The organism is Thermostichus sp. MS-CIW-25, from assembly GCF_054060015.1.
In genome coordinates, this window is sequence record NZ_JBSSCS010000023.1 from 21,731 (window position 1) to 37,619 (window position 15,889).

Genomic DNA, 15,889 nt, shown 5'->3' on the forward strand with positions numbered 1-15,889 from the left:
CCGTTTTCAGCAATTGCCGAAACTGGCATCTGTCGAGAGGTCGGGCAGGCTGACCTCAAACAGAGTGCGGTTCTCGCGGCTTTCCACCCGCAGATTGCCTCGCAGCAGTTTCACCGCTTTTTTCGCCAGCGGCAAGCCCAAGCCGGTGCCTCCCTGGTGGGCCCAATCCAGTTGCGGAACCCGATAGAACTTCTCGAAAATCTGCGGCAGGTGCTCCGGCGGAATCTCCACGCCGGTGTTGAGAACGCGCAAGTGGAGCTGAGAAGCCAAGTGCTCCGCACTGCTGGCGCGAACGACTGCTACTTCCAGATAAACCTGCTGGCCGGTGGGGGTGTATTTGGCGGCGTTGGTCAGCAATTCGCTTAGGATGCGCGTGAGCAGCCCCACATCGCTGCTGAAAAAGACGGGTTCAGAGGGGATGTGGGGGACAAAGGCGAGCTGGCGCTCTTGAAAGCGAAGGATAAAGGTCTGCAACAGCTTCTCTAGCCACCCTTGCACCTCAAAGCGGACAATCTCCAAAGCGCGGCTGCCGGCCTCCAGCCGCTGCAGATCCAGCAGGTCGTTGACCAAGTCCAGCTCTTTTTGCCACTCCTGCTTGAGGATGTTGAAATAAGGGATCTGTGCCTCAGAAAGGCCGTGCACCTCCAGCATTTTCAGAGCCATTTTCGTGCTGGTCAGGGGGGTGCGCAGCTCGTGGGAGACCATGCTGAGAAACTCTTCTTTGAGCTCGTTAAGCTGCTGCAGTTGCCGGAGCTGGGCCTGGGTTGCTTGGTAAAGGCGGGCCTGGCGAATGGCAATGCTGCACTGAGTGGCCACCTGCTCGGCAAAGTGGATCTCCGCCTCGGTAAACCCTTCCCAGGGCAGGCGAATTAGCTTGAGAAAGCCCAGCAGCGAGCCCGTGTTTGAGGAAAACTGCCCTTCTTGCTGTCCCACAAGTAGAGGGCAGGCAAGGAGGGTGCAGCGACCCCGCAGCGGGTGATCCGTGCTGAAGTGGAGAGTCTGGCCCTGGCGGAGTTGGCCCAAGAGCAGGGGATCCAAAGGCAGAGCGACTTGGCCTGAGGGGGGCAGGGATCCCGCCGCCTCGTGGGCCAGCGTGTAGGTCTGGGTTTCCGGATTGATGAGGGCCACGCCGCAAGCGCCCAGTTGGAAGGCCTGAGTGAGCTCCCGCACCACCGTGGCCAAGATCTCCTGTTCGTCCAGGCTGGAGCGCACCTTATCGCCGATTAACCGCAACAGTTGCTCGTATCTCACCCGCTGGGCCAGCTCGGCATTGCGCACCTCCACCTGGTAACGTAGCTCGGCGTTGGCAGCTTGAAGCTGCTGAAACAGCTCCGCCTGTTGCAGCGCCAGGCCCAGTTGGTCGGCAATTTGTCGCAAGAAGTCAGGCATCCAGGGATCCCATTTTTTAGGGGCGGTGCAGTGGTGGGCGATCAACAGCCCCCAGAGGCGGGCCAGCTCACCCTCTTTCGGGCTCGTCCCTCCGGGGGCGGATGCCTGCAGGATAGGCACTACCAAGTTGGCCCGCACCCCCAGACTGGCCAGCAGCTCCCGGTGGCAGGGCTGGATGGGGGCAGTGTCGATATCTTCGATGGCGGAAATGCGGCCCTGCTGATAGGCTTGGTGCCACTGGCTTACAAAGCAATGATCTTCGATAACGCGGCCCAGCAGGCTCAACTCTGGCCGGCTGACCGATTGCATGACGATCTCGCCCACCCAATTGGGGAAAAAGCGGTAGATCACCACCCGCTCCACATCCAACAAGCGGCGAACTTCTTCTACGGTAAAACTGAGGATGGAATCCACCTCCAAAGATTGCCGGATCCCTTGGGCGATACGGTTGAGCAGCCGAGCTTGATGCAGTTGCAATTGAACCTGCTCCTGGGCTTGCTTGCGCTCAGTGATATCGACAATTGAGGCGATGCCATAAATCTGTTTCTCAGGGGTCTCCGCCACAAAAGACGAGAGGTCAACCCAGAGGATCTCACCACTTTTGCGGATGTAGCGTTTTTCCATCCGGTAGGCTCGGCGGCGGCCCGCTCGCGCTTCTTCGACATAGATTGCCTCTTGCCGCAGATCCTCAGGATGGGTGAGATCGGCATAATTCATGCCCAAAAGCTCAGCCTCGGTGTAGCCGGTGAGCTGGCAAAAGCTCTGGTTCACCTTCAGCAAGTGCCCCGCCGCATCCGTGACCGCTATACCCACCGGGGCTTGCTCGAAGAGGCTTTGAAACAGATCTTGCTGATATTGCAGAGAGTGCTGAAGTTTTTGCTGTTGATTCTGCAACTCTTTTTCCTGGGTTAAATCCTGTACGCTGGCGATCATGCCGATGACATTCCCGTGGGCATCTTGCCAGGGGGCATCCAAAATCCGCACCGGAAACCGCTCGCCGTTGCGGCGCATGAAGGTCAACTCCCATCCCTGGGGAGGCCGATCCTGAGGCAGCCCCTGGGCAAGGGCGGCGGCGATTTTCTCCAGCTCTTCCGGGGGCCAATAGACAAAAGGGGGATCTTTCCCGATTAGCTCTTCCTTGGCCCAGCCCACCATCGCGGCAAAGGTCTCGTTGACGTAGATCTGCTTGCCTTGCGGATCGACGGCGGCAATGCCCAGAGGGATAGAGCGCTCGATGGCAACGCGCAAATTCAGGGTGGCTTGTAGATCCAGGGGCAGAACGTCCTGTCTGGGGGTTGGCAACTGCCCTCGGCTCAAAAGCGCCGGATCCGAAGTGGCTTCTGACGGCTGGGTCTCCAGAGACAACGAGAACAACGACCCCAGCGTGAGCTGCCAACACAGCCCGTCTTGGTTCACCACCCCTAGCAGGGATCCCGCTTCGTCCACCACCGGCAAGTGGTGTATCCCGTGGGTTCGCATCAGCTCCAGCAAGGCCAGCGGATCCCGGTAGTCGCCGGCGGCCAAGGTCACCACAGGGGTAGTCATCGCCTCGGCGACGGTGGATCCCTGCCAAGATCGGTCGCTGGCCATCCACCGCAACACATCCACAGGCGTCAAAATGCCCACCACGCGGCCTGCGTCCGTCACCAAGGCGTAGGGCCAGGAGCGATTCTCTTGCGCCAGCCGGGAGAGAACCTCGACAACGGAGCTGTCGAGCCTGACCAGAGGCGGCATCTGGCCAAACAACTGTTCCAGGGATCCCGATGGAGAGCGCAAATCTCGCACCATGTCGATGGCAGACGATAACCGAACCTTTTAAGCAGAGTACCACGTCGAGTAAAGAAGTTTTGGGTTTTGACACAAATCTTTATATCTATTTGCTATTTAATTTAGCTATACCGAAACTTCGGGGTCAGGTTAAGCTTTTAGCTTGCTGTTAACGGAAATTCTCGATCTAAGTTGCGACTCTTACAGTTTATCGAGGTTTTTCCCTTCATCTAAAAATGAAGGGTAATCACCATCCTGTCGCTGTGTTTTTCAAGTATCTTCGCGTCATCGACTTAAGCTTTGGTTGGTTTAATTGAAGACAGATTTGACAGATTTTGAGCGGCTGCCAGATTGCCTGAGATCGGCCCGTGCCGCTGAGGCGATCCCTTCCAACCCTCCGAGCTTGGGAAGCGGCCCAGGCTATGACTGCACTTCTAGGCTGGCTGTGGTACAAGGCGGGATTCCTTTGCTTGAGGTGGGGCTTCCCTGAACTAGGCTCATGGCTGGAGTTTGCGGAAAGATTCTCGCTCCGTCCAGCGCCAGAGGGATCCCCAAGAAAATAAAAACTCCTGTGTCAGTTTCCACATACTTCTTCATATCTTGAAGACTTGCTTAGAGATTGAGCTAGAGTGTTTCCAGTCGGTTCCTGTGGTGGGCCACCTTGTTAGGAGGGTAAGACATGAAAGTTGGAGATCGGGTGCGGGTGCGTACCAGCGTGATCGTCTATCACCACCCGGAACATCGCAATCGACCTTTCGACCTCAAAGGCATGGAAGGGGAGCTGAAGGCCGTGATTCGGGATTGGAATGGCCGCCCGATCAGCGCCAACTTTCCCTTTCAGGTGCAGTTTGACAACAAGTTCCGTGCGCATCTCCAAGCTGATGAGCTAGAGGTGGTTGAGCCGGCCAACTCTGAAGAGCCCGCCGGGACGGCTGCCTAGTTGAGGCCCAACAGCGTGCGGTTGGTTTCCAGAATCGGCCTGATCAACTTGGTTTCTTCGGGGGTGAGGTAATTGGCTATCACTTCTTGTAGGAAGCGATAGGTGGCCTCGCAACTGCGTTGGGTGCGGAAGGCCCGCATTAAGGTCTGGAACCAGTAGAGAAATCGATCTTTGTAGCGTTGCTCATCGTCCAGGAGCATGGCCAAAGCCGAGAGGCGCAAAACCCGCACGGTGTCAGCCTTCCACTTGTTGCTGAAGTCTTCCACCCCTCGCATGAGCAAGTAGGGATCCAGCGCGCGCATTTTCATCTCCACATCCCGGATGATCTGGGCCTCCGCCGCCTGAATCTTGCGATAGGCGCTCAGGCGTAGGTCAAAGGAGGCTAGATAGGTCTCCATGAACTGCAGCTCTTCATCCCTGAGATAGCGCCCGTCGGCAGCGATGCTCAGTTCGCGCAGTTGAGTCAGCATAGGGATCCCTGGGCAAGCTGGAATGAGAATGGAAAAAACACCACCTGTTCTGACTGACGGTCCAGCCTTGGTCCCTCAATCCTATCCCCAAACTCCCGGCCAGAAGAGGGGAATTGCAGGGATCCCCGGCAACCCTCTCAGTCAGGTTAATATTAATTAACAGTCTGTTGCTGCAAGAACCCACTCGACCCCAGATTGTTACCCACAAGTCGCCATCTGCGAGTTCGATTCAAAAACACCCTTTGGGAGGAAACACTTCCGTGAGTCAGAAAGGTAAAAACAAGAAATGGAGAAGCGCGGGGTTATATGCGCTACTGGCCATCGTCTTGATCTCTTTAGCCACCACCTTCTTGGGTACCCGCCCGGCTGAGCGTTTGGAGATCAGCTACTCCGACCTGATCAGCCGTGTTGAACGGGGCGAGGTCAGCAAAGTTTTGGTGGAGACGGCCCCGGATGGTCGCCAAGTTGCTATTGCCGAGGCAGAAATCAACAACCGCGCCACCCCAGTGCAGGTGAATCTGCCCCCCCTTACCCCTGAGTTTGAGAACACCCTGGTTGCCAACGGGGTGGAGCTGGCGGTACGCCCTGTTCAAGAGGAGGGGCTACTCGGGCGCATTCTCAGCACCTTCTTCCTGCCGGTTTTGCTCTTGCTGGGGCTCTTTTTCCTGCTGCGGCGGGCTCAAAATGGCCCAGGCAGCCAAGCTCTCAACTTCGGCAAATCCAGGGCACGGGTGCAGATGGAGCCGAAAACCCAAATTACCTTCAACGATGTGGCCGGCATCGATCAGGCCAAGCTGGAGCTGGCAGAGGTGGTGGATTTCCTGAAAAACTCAGAGCGCTTCACCGCTTTGGGAGCCAAGATTCCCCGCGGGGTGCTGCTGGTGGGCCCGCCCGGCACCGGTAAGACCCTGTTGGCCCGCGCCGTAGCCGGAGAGGCGGGTGTGCCCTTTTTCTCCATTTCCGGCTCCGAGTTTGTGGAGATGTTTGTTGGGGTGGGGGCCTCGCGGGTACGGGACCTGTTCGAGCAAGCCAAGCAAAATGCTCCCTGTATCGTCTTCATCGACGAAATTGATGCGGTCGGTCGCCAGCGGGGAGCTGGCTTGGGGGGTGGCAACGACGAACGGGAGCAGACCCTGAACCAGTTGCTCACCGAGATGGACGGTTTTGAGGGCAACTCCGGCATCATCGTCATTGCGGCCACCAACCGCCCGGATGTGCTGGATGCGGCGCTGCTGCGGCCCGGTCGCTTCGACCGCCAAGTTACGGTGGATCGCCCCGATTTTCAGGGCCGGCTAGAAATCCTCAAGGTGCATGCCCGCGGCAAAACCCTGTCTGCCGATGTGGATCTGGAGAAATTGGCCCGCCGTACCCCTGGGTTTACCGGCGCCGACTTGGCCAACCTCCTGAACGAAGCGGCTATTCTGGCTGCCCGCCGCAACCTCACCGAGATCTCCATGGACGAGATCAACGACGCGGTGGATCGGGTGTTGGCCGGCCCAGAGAAGAAGGATCGGCTGATGAGCGAGCGGCGCAAGGAATTGGTGGCCTACCACGAGGCGGGCCATGCCCTGGTGGGATCCCTCTTGCCCAACTACGATCCCATTCAAAAAGTGACGATCATCCCCCGTGGCCAGGCGGGTGGTCTCACTTGGTTCATGCCCAGCGATGACGACATGGGGCTCACCACCCGTGCCCATCTGAAGAACATGATGACCGTTGCCTTGGGTGGGCGTGTGGCCGAAGAAGTGGTCTACGGAGAGTCGGAGATCACCACGGGGGCAGCCAGTGACCTGCAGCAGGTGGCCCGCATCGCCCGCAACATGGTGACCCGCTTTGGCATGAGCGACCGACTGGGCAATGTGGCCCTGGGCCGCCAATACGCCAACATTTTCCTGGGCCGGGAGATCGCCGCAGAACGGGATTTCTCGGAGGAAACAGCAGCCCTCATCGACGAAGAGGTGCGGCGGCTGGTGAACGAGGCCTACCAACGGGCCACCTACTTGATTCGGGAAAACCGTGCCCTCTTGGATCGGATCGCCCGTCGTTTGGTGGAGGCCGAAACCATCGATGGGGAAGAGCTGCAGGCCATCATCGACAACTCTGAGGTGGTGATGTTGCCCCCCGAAGAGGAGCCAGAACCGCTGACGCTTCCTATGGCCGTCAACGCTGGCGCCTAGTCTCTTGTCCCCAAGCTCAAACTTGGGATCCCTGCTTTTCCTCTTGAGGAGAGAGGGATCCCAATGTTTTGTATGATTTGCGCTGGGAGAGGGGGAGTCCACCCTAGCCGGCAACAGCCGAACCCAACAAAGTCCGGCTCGCCTCTGCTTCCAGGGGCTGAGGCTCGTAGATTTTCAGCACGTACTCCGCTACCATGCGGTCGGTGTTGAAAACGGGGTTGAGGGTGCGGATCGCCTCCTTCATGCGGGCAATCCAACGACGTGGGATCCCTTTCTCATCCCGGTCGTAGAACATGGGGATTACTTCATACTCCAACAAGTCGTAGAGGGAGTTGGCGTCCAAGTCGTCTTGGGCAGCGGGATCCAGACCTTCGATTTCTTGGCCAATAGCCCAGCCATTGCGACCGTTGTAACCCTCCGGCCACCAGCCATCCAGTACCGACAAGTTCAATCCCCCACTGAAGCCCACCTTTTGCCCTGAGGTGCCAGAGGCTTCCAGAGGGCGTCGCGGGTTGTTCAGCCACACATCGACCCCCTGCACCAAATTGCGACCGACATAGGCATCGTAGTTTTCGATGAAGGCGACCCGGTTGGCCACCTCAGGCCGGTTGGACCATTCCACCACCCGCTGGATCAGGCGCTTGCCCCCTTCATCCCGGGGATGGGCCTTGCCGGCGAAGATAATTTGCACAGGGTACTCTTTGTTGGTGAAGATGCGGGTAATTCGCTCCAGATTTCGCAGGATCAAATCTCCTCGCTTGTAGGTGCTGAAGCGGCGGGCAAACCCAATCGTCAAGACCTTGGGATCCAACAACTGGTTGACCGCTTGGATGCGTTCGTTGCTTTCGCCGCGATTGCGCCGGGCCCGCAACACTCGGTGACGGGTGAAAGACACCAGCCGCTCCCGCAGAGCCTCTTTGCGCCGCCACAGTTCTTCATCTGGGATCTCTTCCACCTTGGCCCACAGTTCCGGGTCTGACACCCGCTCCGGCCAATCGGGGCCCAAGTACTGGTCGTAGAGATTCCAGAAGAGGGGGGAAACCCAGGTACGGGCGTGAACCCCATTGGTAATGGAGCTGATGGGCACCTCATCCACCGATCGCTCAGGGTAGAGCACATGCCACATTTCGCGAGAAACCCGTCCGTGGAGCTTGCTTACGCCATTGGCTGCCCGCGCGTACCGCAAAGCCAGCACCGTCATGTTAAAGCGCTCCCAGGGATCCCCAGTGCGCCGAGCTCCCAAGGCCAAAAATTGTTCCCGCGTCAGGCCCAGTTGAGGCCAGAAGGAGGCAAAGAACGCATCCATCTCATTGGGGCTAAAGGCATCGTGGCCAGCCGGCACCGGTGTATGGGTAGTAAACACACATTTTTCCCGCACCTTGGCCTCCGCCGTCTCGAAGGGGGTGCCCCGCGCCACTTCCTCCCGCAGCAACTCCAGCGTTAGGAAAGCAGCGTGCCCTTCATTCATGTGATAAACCATGGGATCCAAACCCAACTGGCGCAGCAGGCGCACCCCACCGATACCCAGGATGCACTCTTGGGCAATGCGAGTATCGGTGCTGCCCCCGTAGAGGTGGGCGGTAATCCAGCGATCGATGGGGTCGTTCTCCGGCAGGTCGGTGTCCAGCAGAAAAAGAGGTACCCGGCCCACGTCCGCCCGCCAGGCCCGCGCCTTCACCAACCGCTGCCGCATCGCCACTTCCACCAACAGAGGGCTGCCATCCGGCTGGCGCACCAGAGTCAACGGCAGAGACTCAAACTCAGAGTCTTCGTAAAGCTCCCCCTGCCAGCCATTGTTGTCCAGGCGCTGCTGGAAATAGCCCTGACGGTAGAGCAACCCGATGGCCACCAGGGGCACTCCCAAATCCGAGGCCGACTTGAGGTGATCGGCAGCCAACATACCCAGCCCGCCAGAGTAGGTGGGCAAAGACTCGTGCAAGCCGTATTCGGCACAGAAATAGGCGATGGGACGCTGCCAGTCGTAGGTTTTCATGGTGCGCTTGGCCCAGGTATCCTCAGCCGTCATGTACTGCCGATAGGACTGCACCATCCGGTTCAACGTGTTGAGGTAGTTCACATCGGTGGCCAAGGCTGCCAACCGCAAGTAGGAAACCTCCTCCAGCATGCGCACCGGGTTGTGGGAGGTTTTTTCCCACAGGGCGGGATCCATTTCCCGGAAAATGGTGAGGTGATCCGGGTTCCAAGTCCACCAATAGTTACGGGCGATCTCGCACAGGGGCGTGAGCGCTTCCGGCAGCACCGGACAACGTTCGGGAAAAGCAGGAGCTAAGGTGGCAATGGACATAGGACAGATACCTGGGGTTAAAGTTATGGGCTCGAAAAAGAAGAGGTAGAGGTCGATGCTGGTAAACGTATCTCAATTATTATTGAGCCGATCCTGAGGATCCCGAGAGGGGAATTCAAGATCTCTACAAAATCTTCACAAAATCTTCAGGGATGTAACCCAAATTTGCCCAGGCTTCTCTCGATCTTGTCATAGCAGCGCGGAGCCTTCAAAAGCAGCGCTCACAGGCAGCCCAGCTTTCGATTCCGGCAGAAGCTGCCCGTCTATCTTCAGAGATGGTGCAACGTTAGAGTTAACTCAAAGTTAACAAAATCTACAGAACCCCAACGAACCCTTGGGGAACCCCTCCGGTTCAATTAAAATGCTGCTTCTCATAAGCTCTTAAAAACTGCAGCTACTTTTGCTACCAATCGGTTATTTTGTTGGCTTCTCCCTGAAGTTGAGCCTTAGCGTCCTTCCACCACTGCCAAGCTGGTGTTGCGGTAGTAGTGGCTGAGGATCTGTTGGTAAGAGTAGTTTTGGCTGGCCAGGGCGGCAGCTCCCCACTGGCTCATGCCCACCCCGTGCCCGTAGCCCCGCCCATGAATCTCAAAGAAAGCTGGGAATGTCCCTGCCACAGGAGCCAAGCTGGCTGTAGTGGCGGCCTCTCCGCGTGGACTAATGGCAATCTTTGTGCTGCGCAACCCTAGAGCCCGACGAAAATCGCCAGCACTGAGATCTTTGATTCCTTGGGATCCCGTCAGGCGCACCGTGATCGCCCGTCCCCACGGGGAGCTGCGCAGTACCTCCACAGAACGAATAGCCCCGATCCCGGCAGCCAACTGCTGAATCTGCTGGGCAGGAACGGTGGCCGTCCAGCTAAACACGGGTGAGTGGTGATCGAAATCCGGCACCCCCTGCAAGTAGGGCCGCGATTCTAACCAGACGTTGCCTGCATCATCCGTATGTCCCCCCGCAGAGGAGTGGAAAACCGCATTGATCAACTGCCCCTGGTAGATGAGAACCTGCCCGGCGGTCTCACGGGCAGCCGCTTGGGTACGGCTGGATTCGGCAGCCACTCCCTTGTAAACCTGCCAATCAATCCCGTTTCCTAAGTCAAAAGGCTGCTGGGAACGGCGACTGCGGTGGTAGAGGGCATAGGTGCGGGAGGCCACGGCTTGGGCTTTAAGAGCCTCCATGGGAAAACGGTGTCCCATCTCGCTGCCCACCACGCTGGAAACGTAGTCCTCCAAGCCAACTTGGTTGATGGCAATCACCCCGCGCTCGCCAGGGATCAGCTCCACCCAGCCGCGGTACCAATTCTGGTCAATAAACACCAACCCATCGGGGACAGTGGGCTGCAGGTAAAGACGTTCTCCCTGTTGGCCGGCCAAACTGACTGCTGAACCCGAACGGCTGGCCTGCAGCGGTTGCATGGCCTGCACCTCTGCCAGGGGTTGTCCCTGGGCATTCAACAGGCGGGCTCCAGTAGAGCTGCCGACGGTGACCTGGGGCTTGTTGACGGCAACAGCCACCCGCAGCAGCACCCGTGCTTGCACCGGAAAAGTTAAGCACAGCCAAGCCCAAACCAGGAGGGCAATACTCCTAAGCCAAGCTGATGGGAGAGGAGAAAAGGAGAGGGCAATAGTCACACACCAATCCTCTGTGAAAGACTACCCGCCGCTGGGCATAGCCAGCGAGGGATCCCAGACAAGTCGGGTTTTGAGAATCCAGGCATAGGGCCGACGCACCCTCAACAACCCAAGCGGCCACCGTTGGGCTCAAGAGATCCCGCACTCGGAAAGCCTTTTTTGAGGCTGGTGCGGGATCCCGGGCAAGGGCCAGCCGAACCCGTTATGACAGTATCAAAAACATCCTGCAGATGCACGACTTCAACCCAGAATTTTCCGCCCCCAGTCCCTCGGTCAGGATTCAGCCGGCTCAGAGGGGATCCCGCGCCGGCGGCAAAACCACTGCTGCAATAGGCGGCGACACTCGGCCTCGCAGACTCCGCCGATGACCTCCGGGCAATGGAAGCTGGCGGCAGAAGCTGGCAAATTGAGCACGCTGCGCAGTGCTCCGGCCTTGGGATCATCGGCGCCGTAGATTACCTGGGCCAGCCGCGATTGGCTGATTGCCCCCGCACACATGGGGCAGGGCTCCAGGGTCACATACAGCCGACAGCCCTGCAGCTGCCAATCGCCCAAGCGCTGCCCTGCCTGCCGTAGGGCCAGAATCTCCGCATGGGCCGTGGGATCCCGATCCCGTTCCCGCCGGTTGCTGCTCAAAGCCAGCAACTTTTCCCCTGGCCCCACCACCAGAGCGGCCACCGGCACCTCTCCAGCTTCTCCTGCTTGCTTAGCTTCTCGCAAGGCCAACTGCATCCAGGCGCGGTGGCGCTGCCACGGATCCCGCCCTTGTGGCTCGGAGGAATGGAGCTCGCTCGGATCCCCGATCATTTTGGGCGTTTCGAGCACTGCCTCTGTCCGCAAGATTTGCTAGGGTAAGTACACATACCCCGAACATCCAAAAGTAAAGAGTAGGAATAGATAGAATAGACCAGGAGTGAACTGGGTCTTGATGGCGTAAGTCGGGGGAGCGGGTTCACGCCTTTTGAGTCTTGGCGATACGGCTTAGCTTTGGGAGGGAGCATGGCGCGGATTCTACGGCATACACTTTTGGCGATGGCTCTGTTTGGTGGAGGCGTCGCAGGTGGGGTCTGGCTATCGTCTCGAGCGGGGCAGGAGTGGTTACAGCAAACTCCCCTGGTCACTTGGACGCGACGGGCCAGTGAGGGAGTGGGATCCCTTTTGCCCTGGTCTGAGCCCCGCCCTGAGGCTGCGAATTCTGCCCCTCCCGCCGATGCCGTCCGGCCTTCTAATTTTATTGCCGCCGTTGCCCAAAAGGTCGGCCCAGCGGTGGTGCGCATCGATGCCACCCGCACCGTGTCGAGGGGGGTCAACCCAGAACTGTTCAACCAGCCCCTGTTTCGCCGCTTCTTTGGGGATCAACTACCGCAGTTGCCGCAGGAGTTTCGGCAAGAAGGCACCGGATCGGGGTTTATCATCGACGCCAGTGGCCTGATCCTCACCAACGCCCATGTGGTGGAAGGCAGCGAGCGAGTCAGGGTTCATCTGCTGGATGGGCGCACCTTTGAAGGGGAGGTGAAGGGCTCAGACCCGGTTACCGATATCGCGGTGATCAAGATTGAGGGGGAGAATCTGCCCACGGTTACTTTGGGCAACTCTGACTTGGTGCGACCGGGGGATTGGGCCATCGCCATTGGCAACCCGCTGGGCCTGGACAATACCGTGACTGCCGGGATCATCAGCGCCGTCGGGCGCTCCTCCGGGCAAATTGGGGCTGTTAACAAGCGGGTGACTTTCCTGCAAACGGATGCGGCCATTAACCCCGGCAACTCGGGTGGCCCGTTGCTGGATGCGGAAGGGCGTGTGATTGGAGTGAATACGGCCATCTTCCAGCGGGCCCAGAGTGTGGGCTTTGCCATCCCCATCAACCGCGCCATGGAAATTGCCGAGCAATTGATCCGGAATGGTCGGGTAGAGCACGCTTTCTTGGGCATTCGCATGATCACCCTCAACCCCGACATTGTGGCCCGCCTCAACCGCGACCCCGCTCGCCCCACCACGCTGACGGTGGAAGAAGGGGTCTTGATCGGGCAGGTGATTCCGGGATCCCCGGCTGAGGAGATTGGCTTGCGGGAGGGGGATGTGATCACTGAAATCAATGGGCAGGCCATCCGCGATGCCGAGCAGGTGCAGCAGTTGGTGGAAGCCGCCGGGGTGGGCAATACACTGACGCTGCGGGTCATCCGCGATGGACAGGCACGCACCTTCCAGGTGAAGACGGGAGTGCTGCCCGTAGACTTCTAAGCAGTTTTATGTGCCGTCAATTTACTGATCCCCGTGACACAATGGCCCTAGAGGCGGGGGTCAGGTATGGCTTGGGCAGTCGGCGAAAGACTACAGGGGGGACGCTACCGCATCGAGGCCGTTTTGGGGGAGGGGGGCTTCGGCATCACCTACCGGGCCTGGGATAGCGTTCGCGCCGACCAGGTGGTTATCAAAGTTTTGAACGACAGCCTTCGTGAGGATCCCGAATATCCCCGCTTCCAGCAGAACTTCATGAATGAGGCGCTGCAACTGGCCCGCTGCCGCCACCCCCATGTGGTGAAGGTGGAAGAGGTGATCTGGGAGCAGGAGCGCTGGTGTATTGTGATGGAGTACATCCGCGGCCAGACTCTGCACCAGCTTCTGCGGCAAAAAGGGCCGTTGCCCCTGCCGGAAGCCCTGCGCCTGACGCAGGAGGTGGGATCCGCCCTGATGGCCTTGCACGAACAGGGGATCCTGCATCGGGATGTGAAGCCATCCAACATCATGGTGCGGGAGGGATCGGGGCAGGCAGTTTTGATCGACTTTGGCCTAGCTCGCGGCTACACCCAAGGTCTGATCCAACGCCACACCTCCTACGGCACCGATGGCTATGCTCCTCTAGAGCAATACGACAGCTTGCGCCGCCGCGGCGCCTTCACCGATGTCTACGCCTTGGCAGCAACCCTCTACACGGCGCTGACGGGGATGGTGCCTATGTGTGCGCCAGTGCGGGCCACAGGCCGCCAGTTGGATACCCCTCGCAGCCTTAACCCCAACATTCCCGAGGTTGTGGAGGCTGCCATTCTCAAAGGGATGGCTCTCCACCCAGAAGAGCGCCCGCAAACCATGGCCGAGTGGCTGGCACTGTTACCGGCAGAAGCCTCTCAACAAGGGAGGAAGCCGGTTGCTTTTGAGCCAGCCATCCGCACCCAAGAGCTGAGGGAGCTGGAGCAGATCTTGGCCCAGCCTCCACAACCCCAAGACGAGCTGGAACAGCTCCTGTCCCGGCACTCGGCGGAAGAGCTAGAGCAACTGGTGGCACCTCCCACCCCTGCCACTGCCAAAAAAGCTGGAAGAGAAGAGGGATCCGGATCCCTGATTTTTCCTGACGTCTGTCCAGAGGAGAGAGGGAAGGGGGGATCCCTGCCCGGAACTCTCTCTTGGCCAGAGTGGGTGGGGGAAGCAGCCCCTGCCTTGCAAGGTCTGTGGGATCGGCTGCGAGCGGGGCAGTGGGGGGAGGCGGATCGCTGGACGACAGCCCTGATGCTGAAGCTTGCTGGGCGCTCGCAAGTGGGCTTTTTTGATCCCAAGGATGTTCAGGCCTTCCCCTGCCCCATGCTGCGGCTGATTGACCAACTGTGGGTGCGGGCCAGCCAAGGGCGCTTTGGCTTTAGCGTTCAAAAGCAACTGTGGCAAGGATGCGACCCCGGAGGAACCTCAATAGGCAGATTGCGATCCTTCTCCGCCTTGCCCCGCGAAGAGTGTATGGGGGAAGCCGTGGGTTGGCGGATCCAAGGTCGCTGGCTGGGGTACGGCGAGCTCAAAACCAGCCTGGATGCACCGCCAGGACATCTGCCTGTCGGCTTTTTTTGGGGCTACTCGGGTGGCTTGCGCTCGGCGCTGCTGACGCTGGATCGAGTGGTGCTGAAAAAGCTAAAAGCCTGTTTCTAAAAAACCTGGCTTGAAATGACTAAAATGGGTAGCCATCAATTCTTGAAAGGGGAGATGCTCTTTTCTTGTGGGTTTTCGCGAATAGCTAGACCCAAGTGAATCAATGCCGTCTCAACGGTATTGACCTGCTCTGCTAAAGTTTTCCACCCTCTTGCCTTTAAGCCATAACATTTGCCAAAGTAAGCTCGAGCTGCTGCAAAGGAAGCAAAGGTTTTTTTAAGAGTCGCTACGGTCCAGGGCTTGGCATTCAGCCGCAGCCAATTTCGTTGACCTTGCTGCTGTTGCTCGGTGATGAGTTGGTCTGTCAAGCTAACAAGCTCAGCATAGTTGCGCCGCGAGGTCGCGATTGCCGTTTCAAGACTCTCGATGAGACCCATGGTTGTTCTCCTGAGGCAACTTCCCTTGATGAGACTCCTGTTCTTTCTCCTGAAGCAACTTTCTAGAACCGGCAGAGAGCAAGTTGGTTTCAAAAACAGACTTGATGTTGTTCAGGTAACTTTGCAATAAGCTCTTAACCCATAGGATGGGAATTTGGTTTACCGCATTCTGAAGCTGGTCGAAGAGATGCTTGAGCTGCTTCAGAGCTACGATAGCATGACCGAGAACTTCTTGCGCTTGAAGCTGCTCTTCCACAAGCTCTCTCATTCTGTTGGCTAGCCGCTGATTCTCAAGTTCTTTCTCGGTGAGCAAACTAAGAGCTGCTTCCTCAGTCTCGACTATTTTAAATTCAAGTTTTTGGTTCTGCTCTTCCAGAAACTCAATCTGCTTAGTTAGTAAATCCGCCTCAACCCTAAAGCTAATACCTCTATTCGCTGGAAAGCTAATAAGTAGGTCGCTGTACTCTTGCTCTTGAAGCTGCAGCTCTCTGAGTACAGGCTCTGCTAGTTCGGATAAGACTTTGTGAGCTAATCCTACTTTCAAAGTATCTCCGCCGCCGTGTCCGGGAATAGGAATTCTTAAATCACCCCGAACAGCCTGCGTGCTATGTCTGGCACGTCGCTGAACAATTTCCCAGCCCCACTCTTTTGCTTGACGCAAAATATCCCGTTTTCGCCAATTCCTTGGAGCCTGAATAATGGCTTGGATATTTCTCTGCTGCTCTATAATTTCATTTCGCCTCTTGATGAGATACCCTAGCTCTTCTTCGTCGGACATATGATAACATCCTTAGATGAGACTTTCACACTTAGCCTATTCGGTCTTTACGGAGACTAGGGGAAAGTTATGCGGCAAAGCCTTACATCTCAAAAAACATTGATACTAAGAAATATTTTGTAGCTTTGTCCGCGATCTTCCTC

Annotated in this window: 11 protein-coding genes; 4 read left to right on the forward strand and 7 right to left on the reverse strand. The window is 57.9% G+C overall.

What is annotated here, in order from left to right; all coding sequences use genetic code 11:
* Window positions 1–6: 6 nt before the first annotated feature.
* Entirely contained in the window at window positions 7–3,177 is a 3,171-nt protein-coding gene (locus ACVWZ1_RS09360; protein WP_457503222.1) for a PAS domain S-box protein, read from the reverse strand.
* Between the two features lie 658 nt (window positions 3,178–3,835).
* Between ACVWZ1_RS09360 and ACVWZ1_RS09365 the strand changes: the two genes are divergently transcribed.
* Entirely contained in the window at window positions 3,836–4,096 is a 261-nt protein-coding gene (locus ACVWZ1_RS09365; RefSeq protein ID WP_457503223.1) for a ferredoxin-thioredoxin reductase variable chain, read from the forward strand.
* On the opposite strand, the gene ACVWZ1_RS09370 is transcribed toward ACVWZ1_RS09365, so the two are convergent.
* Entirely contained in the window at window positions 4,093–4,566 is a 474-nt protein-coding gene (locus ACVWZ1_RS09370) for a globin family protein (protein WP_011432275.1), read from the reverse strand. The two genes, ACVWZ1_RS09365 and ACVWZ1_RS09370, sit on opposite strands and share 4 nt — an antisense overlap.
* A gap of 260 nt (window positions 4,567–4,826) precedes the next feature.
* Here ACVWZ1_RS09370 and ftsH point away from each other — a divergent pair, with 260 nt between their 5' ends.
* Window positions 4,827–6,743: an ATP-dependent zinc metalloprotease FtsH gene (gene ftsH, locus ACVWZ1_RS09375; RefSeq protein WP_457503224.1), complete on the forward strand. Its 1,917-nt coding sequence runs from the start codon at window positions 4,827–4,829 to the stop codon at window positions 6,741–6,743.
* A gap of 103 nt (window positions 6,744–6,846) precedes the next feature.
* Here ftsH and glgP read toward each other — a convergent pair whose 3' ends face one another.
* From glgP to ACVWZ1_RS09390, 3 genes are all read right to left on the reverse strand, one after another.
* Window positions 6,847–9,048: an alpha-glucan family phosphorylase gene (gene glgP / locus ACVWZ1_RS09380; protein WP_041436239.1), complete on the reverse strand. Its 2,202-nt coding sequence runs from the start codon at window positions 9,046–9,048 to the stop codon at window positions 6,847–6,849.
* A 446-nt stretch (window positions 9,049–9,494) separates the two neighbouring features.
* A complete protein-coding gene (locus ACVWZ1_RS09385) occupies window positions 9,495–10,679 on the reverse strand; it encodes a SpoIID/LytB domain-containing protein (protein ID WP_457503226.1) in 1,185 nt (394 codons plus the stop codon).
* A gap of 273 nt (window positions 10,680–10,952) precedes the next feature.
* Window positions 10,953–11,486, reverse strand: coding sequence for a nucleoside deaminase (locus ACVWZ1_RS09390; protein WP_414417605.1), 534 nt, complete (start codon window positions 11,484–11,486; stop codon window positions 10,953–10,955).
* A 192-nt stretch (window positions 11,487–11,678) separates the two neighbouring features.
* Here ACVWZ1_RS09390 and ACVWZ1_RS09395 point away from each other — a divergent pair, with 192 nt between their 5' ends.
* Complete coding sequence (locus tag ACVWZ1_RS09395; RefSeq protein ID WP_457503227.1) at window positions 11,679–12,920, forward strand: HhoA/HhoB/HtrA family serine endopeptidase; 1,242 nt, start codon at window positions 11,679–11,681, stop codon at window positions 12,918–12,920.
* Window positions 12,921–12,986: 66 nt separating this feature from the next.
* Window positions 12,987–14,591 carry a serine/threonine-protein kinase gene (locus ACVWZ1_RS09400; RefSeq protein ID WP_457503228.1) on the forward strand — a complete coding sequence of 535 codons (1,605 nt, stop codon included), beginning with the start codon at window positions 12,987–12,989 and terminating at the stop codon, window positions 14,589–14,591.
* A 35-nt stretch (window positions 14,592–14,626) separates the two neighbouring features.
* Here the strand turns inward: ACVWZ1_RS09400 and ACVWZ1_RS09405 are convergent, their stop codons facing one another.
* Together ACVWZ1_RS09405 and ACVWZ1_RS09410 are read right to left on the reverse strand one after the other, a co-directional pair.
* Window positions 14,627–14,968: a hypothetical protein gene (locus ACVWZ1_RS09405; protein ID WP_414331053.1), complete on the reverse strand. Its 342-nt coding sequence runs from the start codon at window positions 14,966–14,968 to the stop codon at window positions 14,627–14,629.
* On the reverse strand, window positions 14,946–15,746 hold the full coding sequence (locus ACVWZ1_RS09410; RefSeq protein WP_457440885.1) for a hypothetical protein: 801 nt from the start codon (window positions 15,744–15,746) through the stop codon (window positions 14,946–14,948). Before ACVWZ1_RS09410 ends, ACVWZ1_RS09405 begins: the two co-directional genes overlap by 23 nt.
* Window positions 15,747–15,889 lie beyond the last annotated feature (143 nt).

Bases quoted from the DNA above. Each gene is read 5' to 3' on its own strand.
- ACVWZ1_RS09410 (WP_457440885.1), bottom strand. From the start codon at position 15,746: ATGTCCGACGAAGAAGAGCTAGGGTATCTCATCAAGAGGCGAAATGAA.
- ACVWZ1_RS09400 (WP_457503228.1), top strand. From the start codon at position 12,987: ATGGCTTGGGCAGTCGGCGAAAGACTACAGGGGGGACGCTACCGCATC.
- ACVWZ1_RS09360 (WP_457503222.1), bottom strand. From the start codon at position 3,177: ATGGTGCGAGATTTGCGCTCTCCATCGGGATCCCTGGAACAGTTGTTT.
- ACVWZ1_RS09395 (WP_457503227.1), top strand. From the start codon at position 11,679: ATGGCGCGGATTCTACGGCATACACTTTTGGCGATGGCTCTGTTTGGT.
- ACVWZ1_RS09365 (WP_457503223.1), top strand. From the start codon at position 3,836: ATGAAAGTTGGAGATCGGGTGCGGGTGCGTACCAGCGTGATCGTCTAT.
- glgP (WP_041436239.1), bottom strand. From the start codon at position 9,048: ATGTCCATTGCCACCTTAGCTCCTGCTTTTCCCGAACGTTGTCCGGTG.
- ACVWZ1_RS09370 (WP_011432275.1), bottom strand. From the start codon at position 4,566: ATGCTGACTCAACTGCGCGAACTGAGCATCGCTGCCGACGGGCGCTAT.
- ACVWZ1_RS09405 (WP_414331053.1), bottom strand. From the start codon at position 14,968: ATGGGTCTCATCGAGAGTCTTGAAACGGCAATCGCGACCTCGCGGCGC.
- ACVWZ1_RS09390 (WP_414417605.1), bottom strand. From the start codon at position 11,486: ATGATCGGGGATCCGAGCGAGCTCCATTCCTCCGAGCCACAAGGGCGG.